Annotated in this window: 24 protein-coding genes; 23 read left to right on the top strand and 1 reads right to left on the bottom strand. The window is 30.4% G+C overall.

All coding sequences use genetic code 11. The features are described from left to right. Positions 1-108 precede the first annotated feature (108 nt). The 20 genes from FNB79_RS12085 to FNB79_RS11975 all read left to right on the top strand — a co-directional run bounded on the left by FNB79_RS12085 (position 109) and on the right by FNB79_RS11975 (position 17,509). On the top strand, positions 109-1,062 hold the full coding sequence (locus FNB79_RS12085) for a hypothetical protein (RefSeq protein WP_143381545.1): 954 nt from the start codon (positions 109-111) through the stop codon (positions 1,060-1,062). A gap of 148 nt (positions 1,063-1,210) precedes the next feature. After that, on the top strand, positions 1,211-2,113 hold the full coding sequence (locus tag FNB79_RS12080) for a tetratricopeptide repeat protein (protein WP_143381544.1): 903 nt from the start codon (positions 1,211-1,213) through the stop codon (positions 2,111-2,113). Positions 2,114-2,408: 295 nt separating this feature from the next. Then, positions 2,409-2,873, top strand: coding sequence for a hypothetical protein (locus FNB79_RS12075; protein ID WP_143381150.1), 465 nt, complete (start codon positions 2,409-2,411; stop codon positions 2,871-2,873). A 157-nt stretch (positions 2,874-3,030) separates the two neighbouring features. Continuing rightward, positions 3,031-4,056 (top strand): hypothetical protein, encoded by a 1,026-nt coding sequence (locus FNB79_RS12070; protein ID WP_143381543.1) that lies wholly within the window; start codon positions 3,031-3,033, stop codon positions 4,054-4,056. Between the two features lie 180 nt (positions 4,057-4,236). Beyond that, positions 4,237-5,262 (top strand): SIR2 family protein, encoded by a 1,026-nt coding sequence (locus FNB79_RS12065; protein ID WP_143381542.1) that lies wholly within the window; start codon positions 4,237-4,239, stop codon positions 5,260-5,262. A gap of 9 nt (positions 5,263-5,271) precedes the next feature. Next, on the top strand, positions 5,272-7,017 hold the full coding sequence (locus FNB79_RS12060) for an ATP-binding protein (RefSeq protein WP_143381541.1): 1,746 nt from the start codon (positions 5,272-5,274) through the stop codon (positions 7,015-7,017). Positions 7,018-7,399: 382 nt separating this feature from the next. Beyond that, positions 7,400-7,927 carry a DUF6933 domain-containing protein gene (locus FNB79_RS12055; protein ID WP_143381132.1) on the top strand — a complete coding sequence of 176 codons (528 nt, stop codon included), beginning with the start codon at positions 7,400-7,402 and terminating at the stop codon, positions 7,925-7,927. Between the two features lie 128 nt (positions 7,928-8,055). Further along, the gene (locus FNB79_RS12050) at positions 8,056-9,336 is read left to right on the top strand and encodes a tyrosine-type recombinase/integrase (protein WP_143381540.1); all 1,281 of its coding nucleotides are present in this window, start codon (positions 8,056-8,058) and stop codon (positions 9,334-9,336) included. 159 nt (positions 9,337-9,495) lie between these two features. Continuing rightward, entirely contained in the window at positions 9,496-10,731 is a 1,236-nt protein-coding gene (locus tag FNB79_RS12040; protein WP_143381538.1) for an AAA family ATPase, read from the top strand. Between the two features lie 3 nt (positions 10,732-10,734). Next, positions 10,735-11,403 carry an HNH endonuclease gene (locus FNB79_RS12035; protein ID WP_143381537.1) on the top strand — a complete coding sequence of 223 codons (669 nt, stop codon included), beginning with the start codon at positions 10,735-10,737 and terminating at the stop codon, positions 11,401-11,403. Positions 11,404-11,617: 214 nt separating this feature from the next. Further along, entirely contained in the window at positions 11,618-11,866 is a 249-nt protein-coding gene (locus tag FNB79_RS12030; RefSeq protein ID WP_143381536.1) for a type II toxin-antitoxin system ParD family antitoxin, read from the top strand. After that, positions 11,859-12,158 carry a type II toxin-antitoxin system RelE/ParE family toxin gene (locus FNB79_RS12025; protein ID WP_143381535.1) on the top strand — a complete coding sequence of 100 codons (300 nt, stop codon included), beginning with the start codon at positions 11,859-11,861 and terminating at the stop codon, positions 12,156-12,158. The genes FNB79_RS12030 and FNB79_RS12025 overlap by 8 nt, the downstream gene beginning before the upstream one ends. Before the next feature lie 505 nt (positions 12,159-12,663). Continuing rightward, a complete protein-coding gene (locus tag FNB79_RS12010; protein WP_143381532.1) occupies positions 12,664-13,011 on the top strand; it encodes a hypothetical protein in 348 nt (115 codons plus the stop codon). 154 nt (positions 13,012-13,165) lie between these two features. After that, a complete protein-coding gene (locus FNB79_RS12005) occupies positions 13,166-13,630 on the top strand; it encodes a pyridoxamine 5'-phosphate oxidase family protein (RefSeq protein WP_143381531.1) in 465 nt (154 codons plus the stop codon). After that, positions 13,608-13,955, top strand: coding sequence for a n-acetylglutamate synthase (locus FNB79_RS12000; protein WP_246073271.1), 348 nt, complete (start codon positions 13,608-13,610; stop codon positions 13,953-13,955). The genes FNB79_RS12005 and FNB79_RS12000 overlap by 23 nt, the downstream gene beginning before the upstream one ends. A 221-nt stretch (positions 13,956-14,176) precedes the next feature. Beyond that, complete coding sequence (locus FNB79_RS11995; protein WP_143381530.1) at positions 14,177-14,929, top strand: methylamine utilization protein MauJ; 753 nt, start codon at positions 14,177-14,179, stop codon at positions 14,927-14,929. Between the two features lie 166 nt (positions 14,930-15,095). Further along, positions 15,096-15,962: a DUF4261 domain-containing protein gene (locus tag FNB79_RS11990; protein ID WP_143381529.1), complete on the top strand. Its 867-nt coding sequence runs from the start codon at positions 15,096-15,098 to the stop codon at positions 15,960-15,962. 295 nt (positions 15,963-16,257) lie between these two features. Further along, positions 16,258-16,464 carry an FEKKY domain-containing protein gene (locus tag FNB79_RS11985; RefSeq protein ID WP_143381528.1) on the top strand — a complete coding sequence of 69 codons (207 nt, stop codon included), beginning with the start codon at positions 16,258-16,260 and terminating at the stop codon, positions 16,462-16,464. A 62-nt stretch (positions 16,465-16,526) separates the two neighbouring features. Next, on the top strand, positions 16,527-16,832 hold the full coding sequence (locus FNB79_RS11980) for a hypothetical protein (protein ID WP_143381527.1): 306 nt from the start codon (positions 16,527-16,529) through the stop codon (positions 16,830-16,832). A gap of 155 nt (positions 16,833-16,987) precedes the next feature. Beyond that, entirely contained in the window at positions 16,988-17,509 is a 522-nt protein-coding gene (locus FNB79_RS11975) for a TPM domain-containing protein (protein WP_143381526.1), read from the top strand. Positions 17,510-17,707: 198 nt separating this feature from the next. On the opposite strand, the gene FNB79_RS11970 is transcribed toward FNB79_RS11975, so the two are convergent. Continuing rightward, entirely contained in the window at positions 17,708-19,222 is a 1,515-nt protein-coding gene (locus FNB79_RS11970) for an IS1182 family transposase (RefSeq protein WP_143381525.1), read from the bottom strand. Positions 19,223-19,339: 117 nt separating this feature from the next. Between FNB79_RS11970 and FNB79_RS11965 the strand changes: the two genes are divergently transcribed. The 3 genes from FNB79_RS11965 to FNB79_RS11955 all read left to right on the top strand — a co-directional run bounded on the left by FNB79_RS11965 (position 19,340) and on the right by FNB79_RS11955 (position 21,647). After that, positions 19,340-20,167 carry a hypothetical protein gene (locus FNB79_RS11965; RefSeq protein ID WP_143381135.1) on the top strand — a complete coding sequence of 276 codons (828 nt, stop codon included), beginning with the start codon at positions 19,340-19,342 and terminating at the stop codon, positions 20,165-20,167. A gap of 149 nt (positions 20,168-20,316) precedes the next feature. Continuing rightward, positions 20,317-20,952 carry a hypothetical protein gene (locus FNB79_RS11960; RefSeq protein ID WP_143381524.1) on the top strand — a complete coding sequence of 212 codons (636 nt, stop codon included), beginning with the start codon at positions 20,317-20,319 and terminating at the stop codon, positions 20,950-20,952. 173 nt (positions 20,953-21,125) lie between these two features. Beyond that, on the top strand, positions 21,126-21,647 hold the full coding sequence (locus FNB79_RS11955; RefSeq protein WP_143381523.1) for a hypothetical protein: 522 nt from the start codon (positions 21,126-21,128) through the stop codon (positions 21,645-21,647). The last annotated feature ends 21 nt before the right edge of the window (positions 21,648-21,668 follow it).

Genomic DNA, 21,668 nt, shown 5'->3' with positions numbered 1-21,668 from the left:
TACGAAAATTCCACTGGAATTTTCTATCTGTGATTAGTTTGTTAACTTAGTTGCTTAACCACGCAACTAACCATACACAAAACCGTTACAAGCAATTTGACCAAACCAATGAACCGAATTCTAATATTTATACTTTTTGCTTCCCAAATTACTTTCGGACAATCAAAAATACAACACGAACCTGAACGACTTTTCAATAAACTTGATTTGGGAAAATCGACTGCTGAATTTATAAAAGAACATAAAATTGAAAAAATCAAATTTTTAAGGGACACCTTACTTTCATCGTCAATCGAATTTGACCGAAATGGAAATTCAGTATGTGAAATCGGAATGGAGAATAACTCTGTTAGAAAATCATTGCGAAAATATGACAACCAAAATCGTGAGATTGAGACAAAGTATTTTAGTTCAGATGATTCATTTAGGTATGGATATTACTATGAGTTCAAGGATGGAGTTAGAATAATGTATAAATTAAAGGATAGCTTACTATTTAGAAAAACTGCATTTATTAAACCCGAAAATATCAGACTTTACTCTGAATATGATGAAGATGGAAATCTTAAACTAAAGAATATTTACACTCACGATAATGATATGAAATACCTTCTCGAAACAAGGTTTCAAAATAATCATTTGTATGTTCAATATCGTTATGAATATCTTGATAACAAAAAGTATGTTACCAAAATTCAATATGATGATAACGGAACAAAGGTCAGCGAAAAAAGACATTTAGACGAAGAAGAATTCCCAAGTAAAAACAAACTGAATCATTATCGTGACGAAAATGAAAGTATATTTAGAGTTGACAGTTTTGACAAAAATGAGAATTTAGTCAAAATGGAATTATTTGATAGTGACAATAAATTGTATCGATTTGAAATTAATAATTACAATTCAAAAGGACAATTAATAAAAGTCATTAAGGAAAATTTAAAAAGAGAGATAAAAACTGAATATATTTATAATTACGACAATCAAAATCGAATTGAAAGAATAGATAAAACAACCAACGGAATAAAGGAAATATTTAGATACGAATATAAAACGTTCTGAAAAAAACTGCTTGTAACACCGTGTATAATTAATTGCTTTGGTCGTTGCCTATTTGGAAAATTCCTGCGAAATTTTCTCGCGTTCGTTTTTGTTTACTAAATTAGTTGCTGAAACACGCAACTAACCATACACAAACACGTTGTAAACAATGCTGAAAAAACTGCTTCAAATCATATTAACACTTTCAATTTCAAACTCTTACAGTCAAGAAATGGAGAATACATATTTTACTTGGGACAATTTCGTGAACAATTTTGGAAAGGAAATGGTTTCAGCCGAAGACGTTTATGAGAATATGAAAAAAAGTGAATTAACTGATTTTGCATATACAAAACTCGATTTTCACTTTCTATCTGACAAAAAAGAAAAACTTGAAAAGCTGAATGAATATCTGAAAGATAATTATGGATATTCGTTGGAGGAATATACGACTTGGGAAGCGAGTTATGAATTAAGAGGTAAAACAGACTTGTTTCCAATCACAAAAGACAATTTAATGTATTGGGCTTTAGATATGGCAAAAAGAGGATATGAATTTGATTGTAAGTTTGATGCTTATGGAGCTGAAGTTGATAAAGAGCCGATACTTCCAGAGTTTACAGAATCAAAAGAGGATTATTATTTTAACAAAGCAATAGATTTATATAATTCAAATAATTTGAGTGGAGCAATTGCAAATTGGACTATTGTATTAGAAATTAATCCAAAAGAACCGAATTCATATTATTCAAGAGCCATTGTGAAAAATGAACTTTACACTTGGAAATCGGCAATAGCTGATTATGACAAAGCAATTGAAATAGCACCTGACTTTACTTCTGCTATCACAAATAGAGGAACCGTAAAAGATGAAAATGGAGATTATGATGGAGCACTCAAAGATTATAAAAAAGCATTGGAATTAGAACCGAATGACGCAATGACCTATTATAATATTGGAAACACAAAATATAATCAAGAGAAAAAATCAGAGGCTTGTGCGAATTGGAAAAAAGCAAAAGAATTAGGTGCTGAATATGCTCAAGAACGAATTGAAAAATATTGCGATTAAAACAAAGCACAGTTTACAACAACGTGTATAAAAAATTGCGTAGTTTAGTGCTTAACCAAAGTCAGTTGCAATTTTGTTACGTCTGATTTTCCTTCGGAAAATCCTCGCACACAAAACCGCAACTTTCCATACACAAGACCGTTGCCAGTAATTTAAGAAAAATCGTAACTTAAATTGAAAAACGACAAAAAATAAACAGAATTTGATTTTTTTTTTGAATTTTAAATGAAAGATTAAATTAAGCGGAACTGAAAACATTTCTTGAATTAAATAGGCGAAAAAAAAACTAAACGGAATGAAAAACAAACCGCTGAAAATATTAATTTTTGTTGTAATTGCTTTTTTGGTTTCTTGTTCGACTAACAAAGGACTGATTAAACGACAGAAAACGGACTTTGGAACTGTGAAATATTATGTGCAAACGGATTTAAATAACGAAGAATATAAAAAGCGGATTGTAATAAAAGTTTCAGATTCTGTTTATTACAGCTTATATTCAAACGGAATTAATAAGCGTACGAAAAAGGACAAAAATTCTGTTTATCGATTATTTTATGGAGAAATTCCAAAAGATTTGGATTCACAAATTGCTTATAAAAAACTATCGGAATTGGATAAATTGGTGCTATCTAATTCGGAAAAAATATTAGACTCCCTGAAATGGAATAATTTTAAACGTTGGAAAGGAGCAACAGGTTTTGAAATAGAAGTCGTTTATTATCACGGATTTCCTAAAAACGCAAAATTTGAACCCTATTGAACGGAATAAAAAACTACTGGCAACACCGTGTATAATTAATTGCTAGGTTCTTCAGTACTTGCGAAAATTCCTGTGGAATTTTCTCGGGTTCGTAAAAGTTTGCTAACTTAGTTGCTTAACCACGCAACTAACCATACACAAGACCGTTAGGCAACATATGAAAAAAACATTAGGAATTTTAATAATAATTTGTATTTCAATTTTTAGTTGCTCTAAATCAACCAACATTTCGGACAAAAAAAATGATATTTCCGTATATGATTTTAATGGAAAAGTAAAGTCTGTTAAGTCTCAACTTTATAACTTAATTGCCGAAAAAGATACATTTAGAATTGGAGAAAAAATCAATGGATTATCTTTTGACCGAAATTCATTATTAGAATTTAATAAACTTGGAAATTTGACTTCTTCCAAAGAATTTTACGCAAATGGAAAAGTAAGTGATGAAATAATATATACTTATGATGAGGATAATAGACTAATCAAAAGAAAAGAAATTGATAATTATGGTAAAGGGTTTTTCTATGAATATGAGTTTCAGTATGATTCTAAAGATAGTATTATTCAATGGACAATTTCTAACGATGATTTTAAAAGAACATATAATATTGAACGTGATAAAAATAATCGACCGATTAAAAGCAAAGTGATTCAAAATGATACTGTTTTTGCAACATATACTGCAAAATATGATTCAGATAACAATGTGATTTCCGAAAATGAATTTAAATATAATGATGTTCCCGTAAAACTTATAGAAAGAAGTTTTAACAAACAAAATCTAAAGGAAAAAGAACAAGTAATTGAATATAAAACTTGGGACACTTTGAATTACGTGAATATCTTCTTCTACGACAATAACAAAAATTTGATACTTGAAAAATCAAATATAGATAGCGATTCAACTTATTATGAAATAGAATATAGCTACCATAGCAATGGAGAACTTAAAGATTACAAAACTACACCACAAGGAAGTAGTTATTTTGTAATTATGGCACAGAAATATAATAAAAATGGTGATTTAATTGAGAATTCCAGAATACCAAACGATGACAAACCAAAAGAAGTTTGGAATTATATCTACAAATACGATTCCAAAAATAATTGGATTGAAAAAACAGAATTTAAAGACAATAAACCGTTAAGAATAGTAAAACGGGATATTGAATATTATGAATAAAATACGTTGCCTAACACCGTATATAATTTATTGCTAGTTCTAGCCTACTTACGAAAATCCTCGCGGATTTTCTATTCGGTTTGTATTTGCTAAATTAGGTGCTTTAACCACGCAACAAACCATATACAAATACGTTGTGCTTCATACTGGAGGAACCGCAGAACTAACCAAAAAAATTGAATGGAAAAAGAAGCAATTTATAAACAACTACAAGCTTGGACAAATAATATACCACTCATAATTCTTGGAAGTGGAGCATCTGTTCCTTTTAATCTTCCTTCAATGTGGGTTTTAGGAGACTACATAAAAAAATCAATTAAATTCAGTGATTCAAAAGACCAAAATCAATTCAAAGAATTCATAGTAGAGTTTGACAAAACAGGAGATTTAGAAACTACCCTAACAAAACTTCAATTAAGAGAAAATGTACTTGCTGAAATTGTAAATAAAACGTGGGAACTGGTTAATAAAGCTGATTTAGAAGCTTACGAACATTTTATTAAAAAAGACTTTGATTTTCCTTTAGCCAAACTTTTAGAACATTTTTTAGACACAGCAGGAAAAAAAGTTACAATAATAACAACCAATTATGACAGAATTGCTGAATATGCTTCAAGCATAGCCAAAGCAGTTATTTGTAATGGCTATTCTCAAAACTTAATTGGACATTTTTCAAATAATATTCAATCAAATAATCTTGCTTCTCTTAGAGGCTATAAAGGTCAAGTAAATATTTGGAAAGTTCACGGCTCTTTAGATTGGTTTAAATCAAAAGAAGACGAAAACATACAGTTACCAATAAGACAAAATATTCCACAAGAATATAGCCCATTAATTGTTACACCTGGATTAAGTAAGTATTCAGAAACACATAATGAGCCATACAGAACTATTTTTACCCAAGCTGATTCTGAAATCGAACACGCAAATGGTTTTCTCTGTATTGGTTATGGATTCAATGATATTCACGTTCAACCGAAGTTAATTGCACAAATAAAAAATCAAAAACCAATTATAGTAATAACCAAAGAACTTACTGAGAAAACAAAGCAGTCAATTATTGACAATAAATGTCAAAACTATATGCTTATCGAAGAGGCTAATTCAAAAGATACTCGGATTTTTTCTTCCAAATTTGGAGAATTAATTATTGAAAACACTAGCTATTGGGAATTGGGAGAATACTTAAAACTAATCATTTCATAGAATAACAAAATGGCAATATTCAAATTTGAAGAATCTAAAACAATTGGAACAGTATTTAGTGTAGATACATCAACAATAATCGTTAAAGTTGATGAGTTAGATAAACTTCGCAAACTACAAGTAAATCATTTGATAGCTGTTAAAAGTTCAAAAGCTGGACAGCATCTCATTGGAATAATAAATAGAATTACAAGAAAAGTTTCGGACGAAGAAAGTCCTGTTAACGAAGATTTAGGAATGACCAACTTTTTACTTACTGAGAATATTTTAAAAGTAAATTTAATTGGTACTTTAATTGACAAACATGGAGAAAAAGAAAATGTTTTTAAACGAACTTTAGATACTGTTCCTGAGATAGAAGCTAATTGTTTTCCAATTGATGGGGAAAACATAACAAAATTTATGCGTACAATATCTTCTCAGGAAAATTACGATGTTCCACTTTCTTTAGGTAAATACTCAATTGATGAAAATGCAGAAGCATTTTTAGATGGAGATAAATTATTTCAAAGACACGCTGTAATTGTTGGTAGTACAGGTTCAGGTAAATCTTGGTGTGTTGCAAAACTGGTTGAACAAATAGCAAAACTTCCAATGGCTAATTCAATACTTTTCGATATTCATGGAGAATATAGTGGATTAGATTTTAAAGCGGACGGAATTCAACATTTGAAAATTGCTAATCCTTCAGATTTAGGAAAAACAGGCAATCTTGAAAATAATGTTCTTATGCTTCCTTATTGGCTTTTAACGTATGAGGAAATGCTTGCAATGCTTTTAGATAGAAGTGATAGTAATGCACCAAATCAAGCAATGATTTTTTCTAAAACAGTATTTAATGAAAAAATTAAGTTCTTAGCAAGCATTGGAGATACTACTTTTAAAGATAGTATCACAATTGACAGCCCAATTCCATATAAGATGGAAAATGTTCTAAATGTTATTAAGGAATTAGATGTTGAAATGGTCAAAGGTTCAACTGGCAGAGAAAAGCAAGGACCATTTTTTGGTAAACTAACTCGTTTTATACAAAGATTAGAAGCTAAAAGTCAAGATAAACGACTTGGCTTTATGTTTCAAGTTTCAGATGATGAATTAGACATTAATTGGATGAACAATTTATGTAATTCATTAATGCAAGGTTCTAACAACAATAATAACAAAGCAGGTGTAAAAGTTATAGATTTTTCAGAAGTTCCATCTGATGTTTTACCTTTAGTTATAGGGTTAGTTGCTAGAATTGTTTTTACCGTTCAACAATGGACAGCAAATGATAAAAGACATCCTATTTGCTTATTATGTGATGAAGCTCATTTATATATTCCAGAAAGAACAAGTCAAGATTCAGCTTCTGAATTAGGATTAAAGAATTTTGAGAGAATCGCAAAAGAAGGAAGAAAATATGGAGTTAGTTTAACTGTAATAAGTCAACGTCCAGCAGAAGTAAACAGAACAGTTCTCAGTCAGTGTAATAATTTTATATCATTAAGATTATCGAATGCGGAAGACCAATCTGTAATTAAAAGACTTCTACCTGATAACCTTTCAGGTTTAACAGATGTACTTCCAATTCTCGATATTGGAGAAGCATTAATAGTTGGAGATTCATCTCTTTTACCAACAAGAGTTTTAATAGATGAACCAACAATTAAACCACAAAGTGCAACGATTAAATTTTGGGAAGAATGGAGCAATGAAAAAGCTGAACAAGATATTTCTAATGCAGTTATAGGATTAAGAAAACAATCGAAATAAAGTACGAAAGCACAACAATGTGTATAAGTAATAGCGGTTTAAGTGATAAAACAAAAGACAAAACATAAAACAAAGGTCAGTGTAAAACCGAAAGGTTTGTGAGTAGAAATCCGCTACTACTCATACACGAGACCGTTGTGCGTAAGCTGACAGACCAACAAAAATCAAGCTAAAATTTAATCCTTTCGACATTTATAAACAAATAACTAATCAGAAACTGAATAACGTTACACACGAATTATTTACTCTTGCGGAACGTTACGCTGGAATTTAAATTGAAACGATTTTTTTAGATTTTAAAGTAAAAATTAATAAATTCACTAAACGAAAAAAACGCTAGACTTTTGTCTATAATGCAAAAATCTATCTTAGAGAAAATTTAATGATTAAGACAAACATTTTTACAACTAGAAAACTTGAAAAAACAACTAATGAATTCATTTCTAGTGAGGTTAGTATAGAAAATGAATTTTTAGGTAATTGGACTGCTACTCTATTTTATGTGAGTAATAAAAAATGCTGGTTAATCATAAATAAGTTAACGAAATATCTTGTGATTATACCAAATGTAAAAAAATCTGATTTGAAAAATATATCCACTATTTTTAAGAAAACTCTGTATTTTCAGTTGAATAATGATGGAATTAAAACAGATTACACATTGGTCGATAAAATAATTGGCGAAATTAATTTGTGCGAAACAAATAATGACCGAAGTACGAGTGGCTCTTTGAATAACTGTTTATTTCAAATGGACGATTGGAAAAAAGACTATGGAACTTATGATAATATGCCATTTAGAGATTTAAACAATAAACTGAATAGTTCACCTAATAAAATGTTGAACTGGAAATATCCAAAAGAGAAAATGGACGAAATGATAAAAGCCTACGCACAACACCGTATATAATTTATTGCTGGCTTCTCGCCTACTTACGAAAGTCCTCACGGACTTTCTTGGTCGGTAATTATTTACTAAATTAGGTGCTTAAACCACGCAACAAATCATATACAAACACGTTGTGTGTAATTTGAGAAATGACAACAGAAGAATTATTAAATAAGGAATTTGAAAAAAGGAAATTTATTCCTGCTACTAAAAAAGTCTATTCTCAAAAGCTGACTGAATTGTTTGAATTTTACAGTCAAATTGAACCTGCAAATATAAATTTTGACCAAATAGATTCATACTTGTATCGAATTAAGAAAAGTCAATCACCATCAAGTATAGAGAATTGTTACTGGTCATTTAAGCTATATTTTAATGAAATTCTTGGAAAAAACTTCCCTTTTCACTCATTAAGATTGCCTTTAAAAGATTCACATATTCCTAATGTAATTTCTCAAAATCAAATTAAAGAACTACTTGAAACGTTTGAAAACTTAAAACACAAAACTCTGATAACATTATTGTATGCTACTGGAATGAGAGTTGAAGAGTTATTAGAACTTACACCAAAAGACATTCTATCTGACAAAAAAGAAATTAGAGTAAGAAATACTAAGACTGGAAGAATAAGATATCCTCATCTCTCTGATAAGCTATTAAAACTTCTTCGAGAATATTACGTTCATTATAAACCCAAAAAATATTTATTTGAAGGTCAAAAAAAAGACACGAAATATTCTGTATCTAGTATTAGAAAAATATTAGAAAGAGCTAAAATAAAGGCAGAAATAAAAGAAGAACTTACTTTAATAAGTTTAAGATATTGCTACATTAAACATATGGTTGAACAAGGTCAATCTTTACCTGCACTACTCAAAAGTATGCAAGTTCATAATTCGGACACAGTTCAATTTTATTATAATCTTTGTGGGAAAAGCGACAAAATAAATTATTCACCAATCGATAAATTGGGAGTAATAATTGACACTAATAAATTCAATACCGTAGAAATTGAAAAAATTTTTGATTCAATTTCTAATTTGGACGAAAGAGATTATTTAAGAGAAAGTATTGCTTGTTTCAAAGTTGGAGCAATGAGAGCTGGAGTTGTATTTGTATGGGCATCAGCGATTAGAAATTTACAAAACAAATGTGTAGAAATTGGATACAAACAAATAAACGAAGCTCTAAAAAAAATTAATCAAAGAGAGAAACCAATAAAACAAGTTTCAGATTTTGAGAGACTGAAAGATAAAACTACTTTAGATATAGCAAATAAAATCGGACTTATCACAAAACATCAAAAAGGAGAATTAGATAAGCATTTAGATTTGAGAAATTATTGCGGACATCCAAGTGAATATTATCCAGAGACACAGAAAATAAAAGCATATTTAGAAGATTTAATTAATATAATTTTTAAAAAATAAAAACTACACACAACAATGGCTATAAGTAATTGCTTGTTCTCGCCTACTTCTGAAAATCCTCGCGGATTTTCAGCTTGGTGTGTACTTACAAAGTTAACCGCTAATCCACGCAACTACTCATAGCCTAGACCGTTGGGCACAAGCTGAAAAAAGAACAAAATGGAAAACTTCATTACTGAAATAAAAATAAATTCGTCCAGAAATATAAAGGATTTTAAAATCCCTCTTTCCAGAGAAAAGAGACAACACTTAATTTTAACAGGGAAAAATGGAAGTGGAAAGACCAGTTTGTTACTCGAAATAAACAAATACTTGAATCAAATTGACAATGGAGGTTTCCAACATTATGATTCCCAAGTAAAAGCATTAAAAAGTGCCGAACAAAGGCTTTTAACTGAAAAAAACACGTCTCAAATCTCAAGTATAGAAAATAGTATTTCACATTACAAACAATTTATTTCAAATTTTGGAGGTACAGAATTAAAGTTTTCCAGTGATTCAATGTCAATTTTTAACCTTTCAAAAACCGGAAAGTTTTTACTTGCATTCTTTGATTCAAAACGTTTAAGTAATCTTAATGTACCTAAAGGTATTAATAAACTAGAATTAAAGAAAAAATACAGACTTCAAGATAAAGTCAATACTAATTTCATCCAATATTTAGTAAATCTTAAAGCAGATAGGTCTTTTGCAAGAGATGATGATGAGTTAGATACAGTCAAAAAAATTGATGACTGGTTCAAAAGGTTTGAAAGTCGACTGAAATATATATTTGACTTTGAAAAACTGAAACTAAAATTTGACAGAAAATCATATAATTTTGAGATAATTACTAATGAAATAGAACCATTTAATTTCAATAATTTATCTGACGGTTATTCTGCAATAATTAGTATCGTTTCCGAATTAATATTGAGAATGGAAGCTCATAACGTTAAAGCTTACGATTTGGAGGGAATTGTAATTATAGATGAAATAGAAACACATTTGCACGTAGATTTGCAAAAAAAGATACTTCCATTTTTAACTGATTTTTTTCCTAAAATTCAATTCATTGTAACTACTCATTCGCCATTTGTTTTATCATCTATTTCAAATGCAACAATATGCGATTTAGAAACTAAAATAGTGACGACTGACCTTTCTAACTATTCTTATGATGCCTTAATAGAAAGCTACTTCAAATCTGATAAATATTCTGATGAAGTAAAAAATAAAATTAAAGAGTTCGAAAAACTCATTGAAAAGGACGATTTAACACCACAACAAAGAAAGACTCTTATTGATTTAAGGAACTATTTTGCTCATTCACCAAAATATCTCTCTAATGAATTGATGGTTAAACTTCAAGAGTTAAGTCTAAAAGAATTAACCAAAAAGAAAAAAGAAGAATAAACTATGGTGCATTTTGAAAAATCACAACCAGCACCAGAATGTTTAGATACTGAAAAGGCAAAAGCAAATGGTGATTATAAGTGCGGTGACGTATTAGAAAGAACAAAAATAGATTTCAAAAACAAATGTTACATCTGTGGATATAAAGAACCCGTTACAATAAATGTAGAACATTTTAGACCTCATAAAAGCAACAAGGATTTAAAGTTCCAATGGGAAAACCTATTTTGGTCTTGTAGTCATTGTAATAATACTAAACTAGATAACTATGATGATATTATAGACTGTACTGATATAAATGAGGATGTAGAAAATAGATTAAAAATAACAATGAAACCGTTTCCAAAAGAAACAGTTACGATTGAGCCTTTAGACCAAAATCCATCAACACTTTCAACAGTCGAATTATTGAAAGCGGTTTTTAATGGTACTACAAAATTAAAAACTATAGAAGCTAGTAATTTAAGAAATAAAATTTTAGAGGATATTCTTGATTTTCAAGAGTATTTAAACAATTATTACAAGGATGGATTTGACGATGATGATAAAGCTATTTTTTTAGCTCATATAAAAAGACATTTAAAAAAGTCATCAAATTTTACGGCCTTTAAAAGATGGATAATTAGAGAAAACGAAGTATTATTAGCTGATTTTGAACAATATTTTGATTAAAAGCCAGTGCCCAACAATGTGTATAAAAAATTGCTAAATTAGTGCTTAACCAAAGGTCGTTGCATTTTTGTTACGTCTGATTTTCCTGCGGAAAATCCTCGCACACAAAAACGCAACTTTCCATACACAAACACGTTGGGTGTAATTTGAGCGAAAATCTACAAATTTGAGTATTTTACCAAAATTTGGTATATTTGAATAAAATTAAAACGAAATGAAAAATACATCAATATCGCTCGGAAATTATTTTGACCAGTTTGTACAAACTCAGGTTTCTGCTGGACGTTACAAAAACGTAAGTGAAGTAATCAGAGCTGGACTTCGATTATTGGAAAATGAAGAAAGTAAAGTTATTGCGTTAAGAAATGCTATTCAAGAAGGAATAGATAGCGGAATTGCTCACGATTTCGACCCTAAAAAAAATCTTGAGGAATTAAAAGCTAAACGCAGACAGAATGGCTAAATACGAATTGACCAATAAGGCTGTAGCTGACTTAAATGGAATTTGGGAATATACAGTTGAAAATTGGTCTGAAAATCAAGCCGACAGATATTACAATATGCTTCTGGATATTTGCCAAGACATTGCTGACAATCCAGAACTTGGAAAAAATTATGACGGAATTAAATCTGACCTTTTCGGACTAAAAGCAAATCGACACGTAATATTCTATCGCAAATCAGAAGTGAATCCAATCGAAATCACGAGAATTTTACACGAACGAATGGATTTGAAAAAGAGAATAACCGAATAATAAAAACTACACCCAACAATGGCTATAAGTAATTGCTTGTTCTCGACTACTTCTGAAAATCCTCGCGGATTTTCAGTTTGGTGTGTACTTGCAAGGTTAAGTACTAAACCACGCAACTACTCATAGCCGAGACCGTTGTGCGTCATTTATGAAAAACGTCATTCAAATATTAATTCTAACGATTATCATATTCGTTGTCATAACATTAGTGACAATGAAAATTGAAACACCATTTGACGGAAATGACACTTATGGCTTTCCTTTGACATTCCATATTAAATGGAGCGGAATGTGTTTTGAATGTCCTGAAAATCCGACTGAAACTTATTATGGATATTTATTAATTGATTTTATAATTGCTTTCCTAATCTCAATTGGAATTTGGAAGATATTCGGCAAACTATAAAGTAAAAAATCTTGAATTTTAATGAAAAAGTGGATTTTAATAATTAGTGCAATTGTTCTGCTTGGAATAATCGGAATTGGAATTAAAATCAATTCGGATTTGAATGACGTTGCGGAAGCCTTTAAATCGGAACACACTCTAAATGAACCGAATTTGAATATTCTCTCGGAATCAAATTCACCCAATCAAAAATATACATACTATGAATATCAATTTGACAATGGTGGTTTTGGATATTCCAGAGTATTTTGGTCTGTAATTGAAAATAAAGAAAATAAAAATGACCTTAAAGAAGGACTAATTCCAAGTGGTTATAAAATAGTAGAGTGGAATGATGAAAACGAACTGATTTTAGAAACGTGGAAACCTTATTACGAAACTAAAACGACATACGAATTGAAAGACAAAACGGAATTTAACGGAATTAAAATTAACATAACGAAATAAAAAACGAACGCACAACAATGGCTATAAGTAATTGCTTGTTCTCGCCTACTTCTGAAAATCCTCGCGGATTTTCAATTAGGTGTGTACTTGCAAAGTTAATTTATAACCCACGCAACTACTCATAGCCGAGACCGTTGTGCGTAAGCCTAAAAAAATGAAATTAACAACAGAAATAAAGGAATTTATAGACAGAAGTATTCTTTGTTGGCTTGCAACTGTATCAAATGAAAACATACCGAATGTTTCACCAAAAGAAATATTCAATTATTATGAAAATGACAAAATAATTGTTGCAAATATAGCTTCACCTCAAACTGTTCTGAATATAAAACAGAATACAAATGTTTGCATAAGTTTTATAGATATTTTGGTACAAAAAGGCTTTCAAATAAAAGGAAAAGCTAAAATTATTGAAAAAACAGATTCTGAGTTCTCTGAAATGGAAAAAATATTGACCAAAATGACTGGTGGAAATTTCCCTTTCTCGACTGTAACTAAAATCAATGTAGAACAGATTAAGAAAATTGTCGCTCCAAAATATATTCTGTATCCTGAAACAACGGAATCGGAACAAATTGAAAGTGCAAAAAAAGCATATGGAATCAAAAATGAATTATAATAACAAAAGATTTAAAGTTTTTGAAAATTCCGACAATGGAGAAACCACTACAGAAACTATTTTTGAATATAAACAAAATGAAAATATCCTAACATCTGAATATAGTGGAGGGCAAATTGTTCGAGGACATTTAATTGGACTTGTTGACGATAATGGAAAAATAGAAATGAGTTATCATCAAATCAATACAAAAGGAGAGTTAATGACTGGAATTTGTTTTTCAGAACCTGAATTGACAGAGAATGGAAAAATAAAGCTTTATGAAAACTGGAAATGGACTTCGGGAGATAAATCAAGTGGAAAATCTGTTTTAATAGAGATATGAAAAGCCTACGCACAACAATGGCTATAATTAATACGGGTTTTTGTGTTTAATCAAAAGGAAAGTGTATTTTTATGAAGTCCGCCAAATCTTTTGATTTGGCTTTAAAAATGAAAAAGTAAAACAAAATAAAAAGTTTTGGCTAAGTGCTTAATCGGAAATTAATCGCTAATCAATTCCCGTACTAATCATAGCCGAAGCCGTTAGCTACAATTTGACAAAAAATGAGAATATACGAAGTTCAGTTCTTTATAGACGGACCAATTAAGTTTGAAAACAATATTAATTTTCAAACAACAAAAGAATTGGATTTAGGAAGAGTGTTTGACAGCGACATCAATATAAAAACTACTCATAGAAATAACGTAATAAATTCTACAGTCCGAACAATAGACTCTGAAAGGGCTGAAAAAGTTGCTGGACTATTTATCGGAAAAATGTTGGACGTACTTTGTGTTATAACAAATTGCAAACTTGACATTAATACTTATGAAAACAGAAACGTCAGTTATAATATAAAAACAATAGTTGAATTTAGCGAAATTCAGAGAGCATTTGAATTAGCAAGAGAATTGAATTTACATACTGATAATAGTAAAATGTTACGAGCTTTTAGTTGGTATAGAAAAGGTTTGAATACAGAAAACACATTAGATAAATTTTTAGCATTTTGGAATTCAATCTCTGTCGTTTCAGATGCTTTTTGTGAAAATAATGAAAGAACTCGAAGTGGGACTATAAATAGAATTTGGAATTGTTTCATTCAGGTTTGGGGAGAATGTTCTGAATGGCCTCACATTTTAGGTAACGAAAATTGGGTAAATGAACATAATGCAATAAGAAATCAAATTGCTCACGGAGGAATAACAATTGACATTGAGTATGTGAATGATATACTCGATAAAATTAATATTTTACAAAAAGTAAATTACAAGTTTTTAAGAGACTTTTCGGAAAAACTGAACATAGGATTATAAAAACTGCAGCTAACACCGTGTATAATTAATTGCTTGGTTTTAGCCTACTTACGAAAGTCCTCGCGGACTTTCTATCTGTGTTTTATTTACTAACTTTAGTGCTTAAAACACGCAACTAATCATACACAAACACGTTAGCCACCATTAGAAAACAGACAAACTACAAATGAGATTATTCAATTTCAATAGAAAAAAGAAAGAAAAAAAAGAAGAAATAGAACAATTCGAAAATCCAACCGAATTGTTAATGGTAAAACTATTCTTTGAAAGTGAACCAATATTTAAGGATGAAAAAATCGAACAGGAATTAAAAAAGCGATTTAAACAAATTGAACTTCCCGAAAATAATGACAAACCAACTAATTCAAGACATTATTTGTTTAAGGATTACCAAGTTAAATTTGAAGAAGGAAATATTCCTGCACAAGCAACTATATTTATCCCAGACGAAAATAAAATTGACTTTTCCGAACTAAACGCTTCCTTTGGACAATCTTGGAGCTGGTCTCAAGCAGAGGAAACTGTTAAAAAGTGTTCTTACGAATTATTATTAACTGACCTGATGTCAAGAAATTTAGACTATAAGGAACGTATAGAGTATTTTCAAAAATTTGTAGCAAGTGTAATTTCAGCAATGGAACCAAATGCTGTATGGATTCGAAATAGTGAAATGGTTTTAAAACCAATTGATTTTTTAGAAAAAAGTAGCCAAAACAACTATCAAAATGTAAATGTTTTTATGAATGTTAGGTTGTTTAATATTCAAGGAACAGAGAGCGAAATGATAATGGACACGTTGGGCTTAAATTCTTTAGGACTTCCTGATTTTGAATTCAGATTTTCAAATTATGATGCACAACAAATTGCTGGCTTATTGTTTAATTATGGACATTATATTTTTGAAAATGGAGTTGTAATTGAACAAGGAAATACAATCGAAGGAATTGAGGAAAATTCAAAATGGAAGTGCTATTTTAGTCATTCACAACTTGAACCGAAAAGAATAGTTATAGAAATAAATAACGGTGGCTAACAAGGTGTATAAAACATAGCTAATAAGTGCTAAACTTAAAGGTTTGTGTATATTTAGAAAGTCCGCCAAATTTTTAATTTGGCTTTTAAAAAAGAAAAATTAAAAACAAAATATAAAAATTCGGCTCTGTGTTAATCCGAAAAGTTAGTGTCTTTTTGCACGCTACGTTCCATACACAAGTCCGTTGTACGCAAGTTGACCAATGAAACGCAAAAAGAAAATAACAACCGGAATTGGAATCTTAATTGTTGGATTTTTATTATGGCAATTTGGACTTTTTAATCGATTTAATTATTTGACTGGTAAGATTGACAGTTGGCGGAATTCAGCAAGAATCGTGACAGTTGGAAAACCTTTACCATGTGGAGTTCCTTGTATTGGATTAAAAGAAAAATACGGATTTCACGAATCGAATATTGGATGCACTGTAACTGGACCTCAATTACGTGGAATTGACTCTTATAACGCTGAAATTGAAAAGTATCTAAATAAAAGAAACTGAAAAGAATGGCGAGAAAAGTACCAAGCGGAAATGGACTCGCTGATTAAAAATAATATGTTGGAATGAAATTTAGCAACCTAAAGAATTTTATTTTTTTATTTCTATTTGTAGTTGTTTTTAGTTGCAAAGACTATTACAATGATACAATAGAATGGGCTGACAATATTGAGGCTGAACAAAACGTAACCGAAGTTAAAAAACAACAACCTGAATTTATTGAAATTGATTGGGAAAATCCAATAACGACTTCTGATAACGAAAAATGGTATTTAATCACAGAGATTAAAGGGAATAGAGATATTTTGAGTATGTCTCACTTTTTAGTTTTTAAGGATGGAAAATATAAATACAGAGAATCGAAAAAATAAAAACCTGCGTACAACACCGTGTATAATTAATTGCTTTTTAAGTGCTTACTTGCGAAAATTCCTGCGGAATTTTCTCGGGTTCGTAAAAGTTTGCTAAATTAGTTGCTTAACCACGCAACTAACCATACACAAAACCGTTGTACACAATACCTGAAATGAAAATCGTAACAAAAATATTAATACTACTTTTGACCTTAAACTTGCTTTCTTGCAAAGATTCAGCAAAAGAAACTATAGTATTATGTTCTTTGGAAATGGAAATGGATATTTTTCCAAAACCAATCGGAATTATAAACGATTACGGACAAATATTCACGGAATCACAACGGACTGAATTAACAAAAATTCTTTATGATTATGATGTTAAGACTAAGAGACAAATTGTAGTTGTAACCGTAGACAGCATTAAACCCTATGTTGAAATCCAAAAATACGCAACTAATTTAGGAAATGATTGGAGAGTTGGAGCAGCAAATAAAAATAACGGACTGACAATAGTTGTCTGTAAACCTTGTCGACAAATCGGAATTGCAACTGGACTAGGAACTGAACTAATTTTAACCGACGAAATCTGCAAAGAAGTAATTGAGAAAACTATCATACCTGAATTTAAAAGTGGAGAATTTTATAGCGGAATTAAAAACGGTGTGACTGAATTAATAGCTAAATGGAAATAAAGTACTGTGTACAACATTGTATAAAAATAATGCGTAAGTTTATTTCTAAATCAAAAGTTAGTGCTTGTTTGCTTGCTTCTGATTTTCCTTCGGAAAATCCTCGCACTCAAACTACGCACTATTCTTATACGTAACCGTCAGTCTGTCTAATAACTTGCTGCGTTTTTATATGTTTCTACTAAAATACAGTTTTTTCTATTAGACGTGAGCTAAGATTCTATATTTTGAATTTTGTTTGTAGGGTTCTTCAAAACTTGTTAGAATAGCTGTAAAAAGCCTAATTAAAGATCTGTGAGCTTGAACACGAGGTGTATTTGTTTTTCTAAAGATATTCCAAATTCTTTTTAAGTTATAGGCAATAAACATAAATCCTACATCTGCACTAGCACGTTGTATCGTTTTTTTAGTCATAATATGATCAAAACTCCACTGGCGTTTTATGGTTCCGTATGGATGCTCTACAATGGCTTGGCGTTTTTTGTAAGCATCAGGATTTTGCAATACGCTCTTTACGTTGGCTTCAATATATTTATGGAATTCACTGCGCTGTACTACTTTTCCATTTACTTTAGACGTGGTGCATAATGCTCTTGCGGGGCAAGCTTTACATTTGGTTGTTTTATATTGTTTGAAGTTGTAATTACGAGCTTTATAGATACTTCCATTACTTTTAAGTATATTTCCTTCCGGGCAGGTATAGGTGTCGTGTTCTTTATTATATTTAAAATGTTCTGAGTTATAGTTAGGGTCTGGAGCTTGCGATGCTCTTCCTATTCCAGGAATAGCAACAAGGGTTTTAATACCCAGTTTATTAGCAGTTTTAAATTCACTTCCTGTATGATATCCTTTGTCGTATAGCGCCGTAAATGTATTTGTCCCTAGAATGGTTTTAGCTCTCTGTAACATCTGTCCCATAGCTTTGGAGTCATTTTTATTGGTAACCAAGTAGTCGAACGGAATATTGTGATCTGCGTCCACAGTAGATTGTACACAGTAAGCAACTTCAGTAATATTGTTACGCACAATTAAATGCTTGCTATCGGGATCAGAGGTAGAAATTTGTGGTTCTCCAGAGGCATTCAGCTGTACATTTAGTTTTTCGTATTCTTTTCTACGACCTTGATGCTTATCAATATTCTTCTTAATATCTTCTTTCTCATTTTCACTATCACTTTGCTCAAGAGCTTTGTTATATTGCTCTAATTTATTGTCAATATAATCTATGTGACGCTGTATTTTCTTTTTATTAAAATTGTTTTTCTTACTATTCTGAGCTCTAAACTTAGTACTGTCTCCTGCTATAAGTGTAGCTCCGATAAGCCCAAAATTGCGTGCAATTTGCACGGTAGCAAAGAACACTTTTTTAATAGCTTTTGCATTATCTTTTCTGAAGTTACTGATGGTGTTGTGGTCTGGGGTTAGCGATTCAAGCAGCCACATGACTTCAATGTTACGCCTGCATTCTTTTTCTAATTGTCTTGAAGAACGCATACGGTTCATGTATCCGTAGATGTAAAGTTTGAGAAGAACAGCTGGGTTATAGGCCGGAGGACCGTTTTCGGTAAAGTCTGAACGGAATCCTAGTTCTGCAAGGTTAAGTGAATCTACAAATTGATCTATAGACCTTACGCTGTTCTCAGATTCTATAGAATCTTCAAGAGAAACAGGAAAAAGGCAGGTCTGTTTTCGGTCTTTTCCAAGTATGAATTTCATAACTAAAAAATACAAAAATCACCTGTAAATTACTTGAGAACTTCTTAAAAATATAACTGAAAAAAGGAATAGTTATTAGACAGTCTGACGTTAGCGGTAATTTGAGCCAAAATCCAAATGAGAGAACAAATAACAGTCGATAAAGCAATAAATAGAGGGCATTTGATTGTGAATATACCTGTATTTATTACAATTATTGGTTGTCCAGCTTTAGCCTTATTTTTATCAAAACAGAATTTAATTCCTGGTTGGGGAATTGGGATAGCTTTCTTAATTGGTTTTGTTTTAGCTTGGCTAATTTGGAGTTTTATGATAACCAAATGGAGAATTTGGGCTTTTGAAAATGTTAGAAATGTTCACGAATTAAAGAAAAGAGCAATTCAAGAAAAGCTAATATGGAGGGACGGCAATATTTTTGAAAAAACAGAAATAAGGGATAACAAGGACAAATTAAAACTCAAAGAACTCGAAAAGAAATTCGAAAAAGAGGATGAATATAAAGAAGACTATACAGTTCCTTCTTTAACGAAAATTCATTATTCAAAAACAACAAACTTAATCGAAATGGGAATAATGCTTCTTTGCCTTGGGCTTGGAGTCTATTTAATAATAACATCTGACAGTTATATAAAAGGAACAATATTTAGTCTAATTGGAGGATATTATGCAATAAAAGAGTTTAGACAAGCAACGAATAATCACACACAAATTACTATTTGTAATAAAGGAATTCGAACAGTAAATGTCGAATTTAAAAATTGGAAAGAAATTAGAAATGAAGAAGTAATTTATATTAATACAGGAAAAAGGTATGAAGCGTATTTATATTATAAATTCAAAGGTGGTTCTGAAAAAATAAAAATTGGTGACTTCGATAAAACCCCAAAAGAAATGGAAAATTTATTGAGAACATATAGAATTAGGAATAATAAAAACTACCGCTAACACCGTATAAAAATAATTGCGGTTTAGTGCTTAATCAAAGGTCGTTGCGTGTTTGTAACGTCTGATTTTCCTTCGGAAAATCCTCGCATACAAACCCGCAACTATTCTTATACATAAACGTTACCTGTAATTCCTAAAAAATACGCTGAATGAAATTAGATTGGATTGATTTTAATATTGGACTAATTGTTCTTACTAAAAAAGGACAAGGAATGATAAAGTTAATCGATAAACCGAATAATTCAATTGGAGTATTATTGGAAGGGAAAATCGAAAAGTTTGGAATTGATGAAATTGGAATGCCTTTAGGTAGTTTAAGCATCAATCTTACTCAACAAATAGGACAATATGTTTTGCTTTTTCAGAGAGTAGAGAACAGATTAAGAGATTTTACAAATGGAGCCTTAGGATTGAATGAAGTTCAAAAAACGGAATTGACTACATTTTTTACAGCTGGAAAATTAATTGACAAAATAAATTCTTTAATTAAGAAATATTCAAATCCAGAAATAGTGGAAATTTGGAAAAGAGTGAGCGTTAAACTAAAAGACCTAAACAAAATAAGGAATACAATAGTTCACGGATATTTATTTCATTATAGTAAAAGTGGAGAATTAGATTTTAAGAATATTAAGATTGAAAATGCTAATGGGAATATCGAATTATTGGATTTTGAAAAACTTTATGAATTGAATGTTAGAGCAAGTAATCTACATCAATCTATTAATAATTTCATGATTTTTTATGCGAAGACAATAGAAGATAATATAAAAAACTACAGGTAACACCGTGTATAATTAATTGCTTGGCAATTGCCTACTTTGAAAATTCCTTCAGAATTTTCTCGCGTTCGTTTTTGTTTACTAAATTAGTTGCTTAAACACGCAACTAACCATACACAAACACGTTACCTGTAATTATGAAAAACATCCTGCTTGCAATTATATTCTTTCCAATTTTGACTTATTGCCAGTCATCTAAAACTTACTTGGAATTAATAGATGATGCAAAAACAAAGAAAAGCGCAGAACAAATTGAGAAACTGATTATTGGAACTTGGGAATTTGATAAATTAACGGATAGTAATGGAAAAACAATATCGGAAATTACACATTTTATAAATGACACAATTACTGCTAATGAAGTTATTTGGCGACCTAGTATGCGAATTGAAAAAAACGGAACTTATGAATTAATTGGTTGCGATAATCCCGATAATTGTGAATCTGGAAAATGGGAATATGACCGAGAATTTAAGTTGTTTAGAATGACTTATGACAAACCGAGATACAATGTTCCGATTGACAAACTTGCGCCAGGTCTTTTGGAACAATTAAGAGAATCTGGTTCTTTAATAGAATTTACAAAAAACGAAATAGAATTTGCGGAAATCACTCAAACGGAATTGAAAGTATTTGAACTTTTAGAAAGTGATGGAACTGAATTTAAGTATAATTTAATAGTGTATAGAAAAAAATAACTACAGGTAACACCGTATAAA

The organism is Formosa sediminum (assembly GCF_007197735.1).
GTDB lineage: Bacteria > Bacteroidota > Bacteroidia > Flavobacteriales > Flavobacteriaceae > Formosa > Formosa sediminum.
Note: the sequence above shows the minus strand (reverse complement) of the source record. Positions and strands in the feature narration are given on the sequence as shown.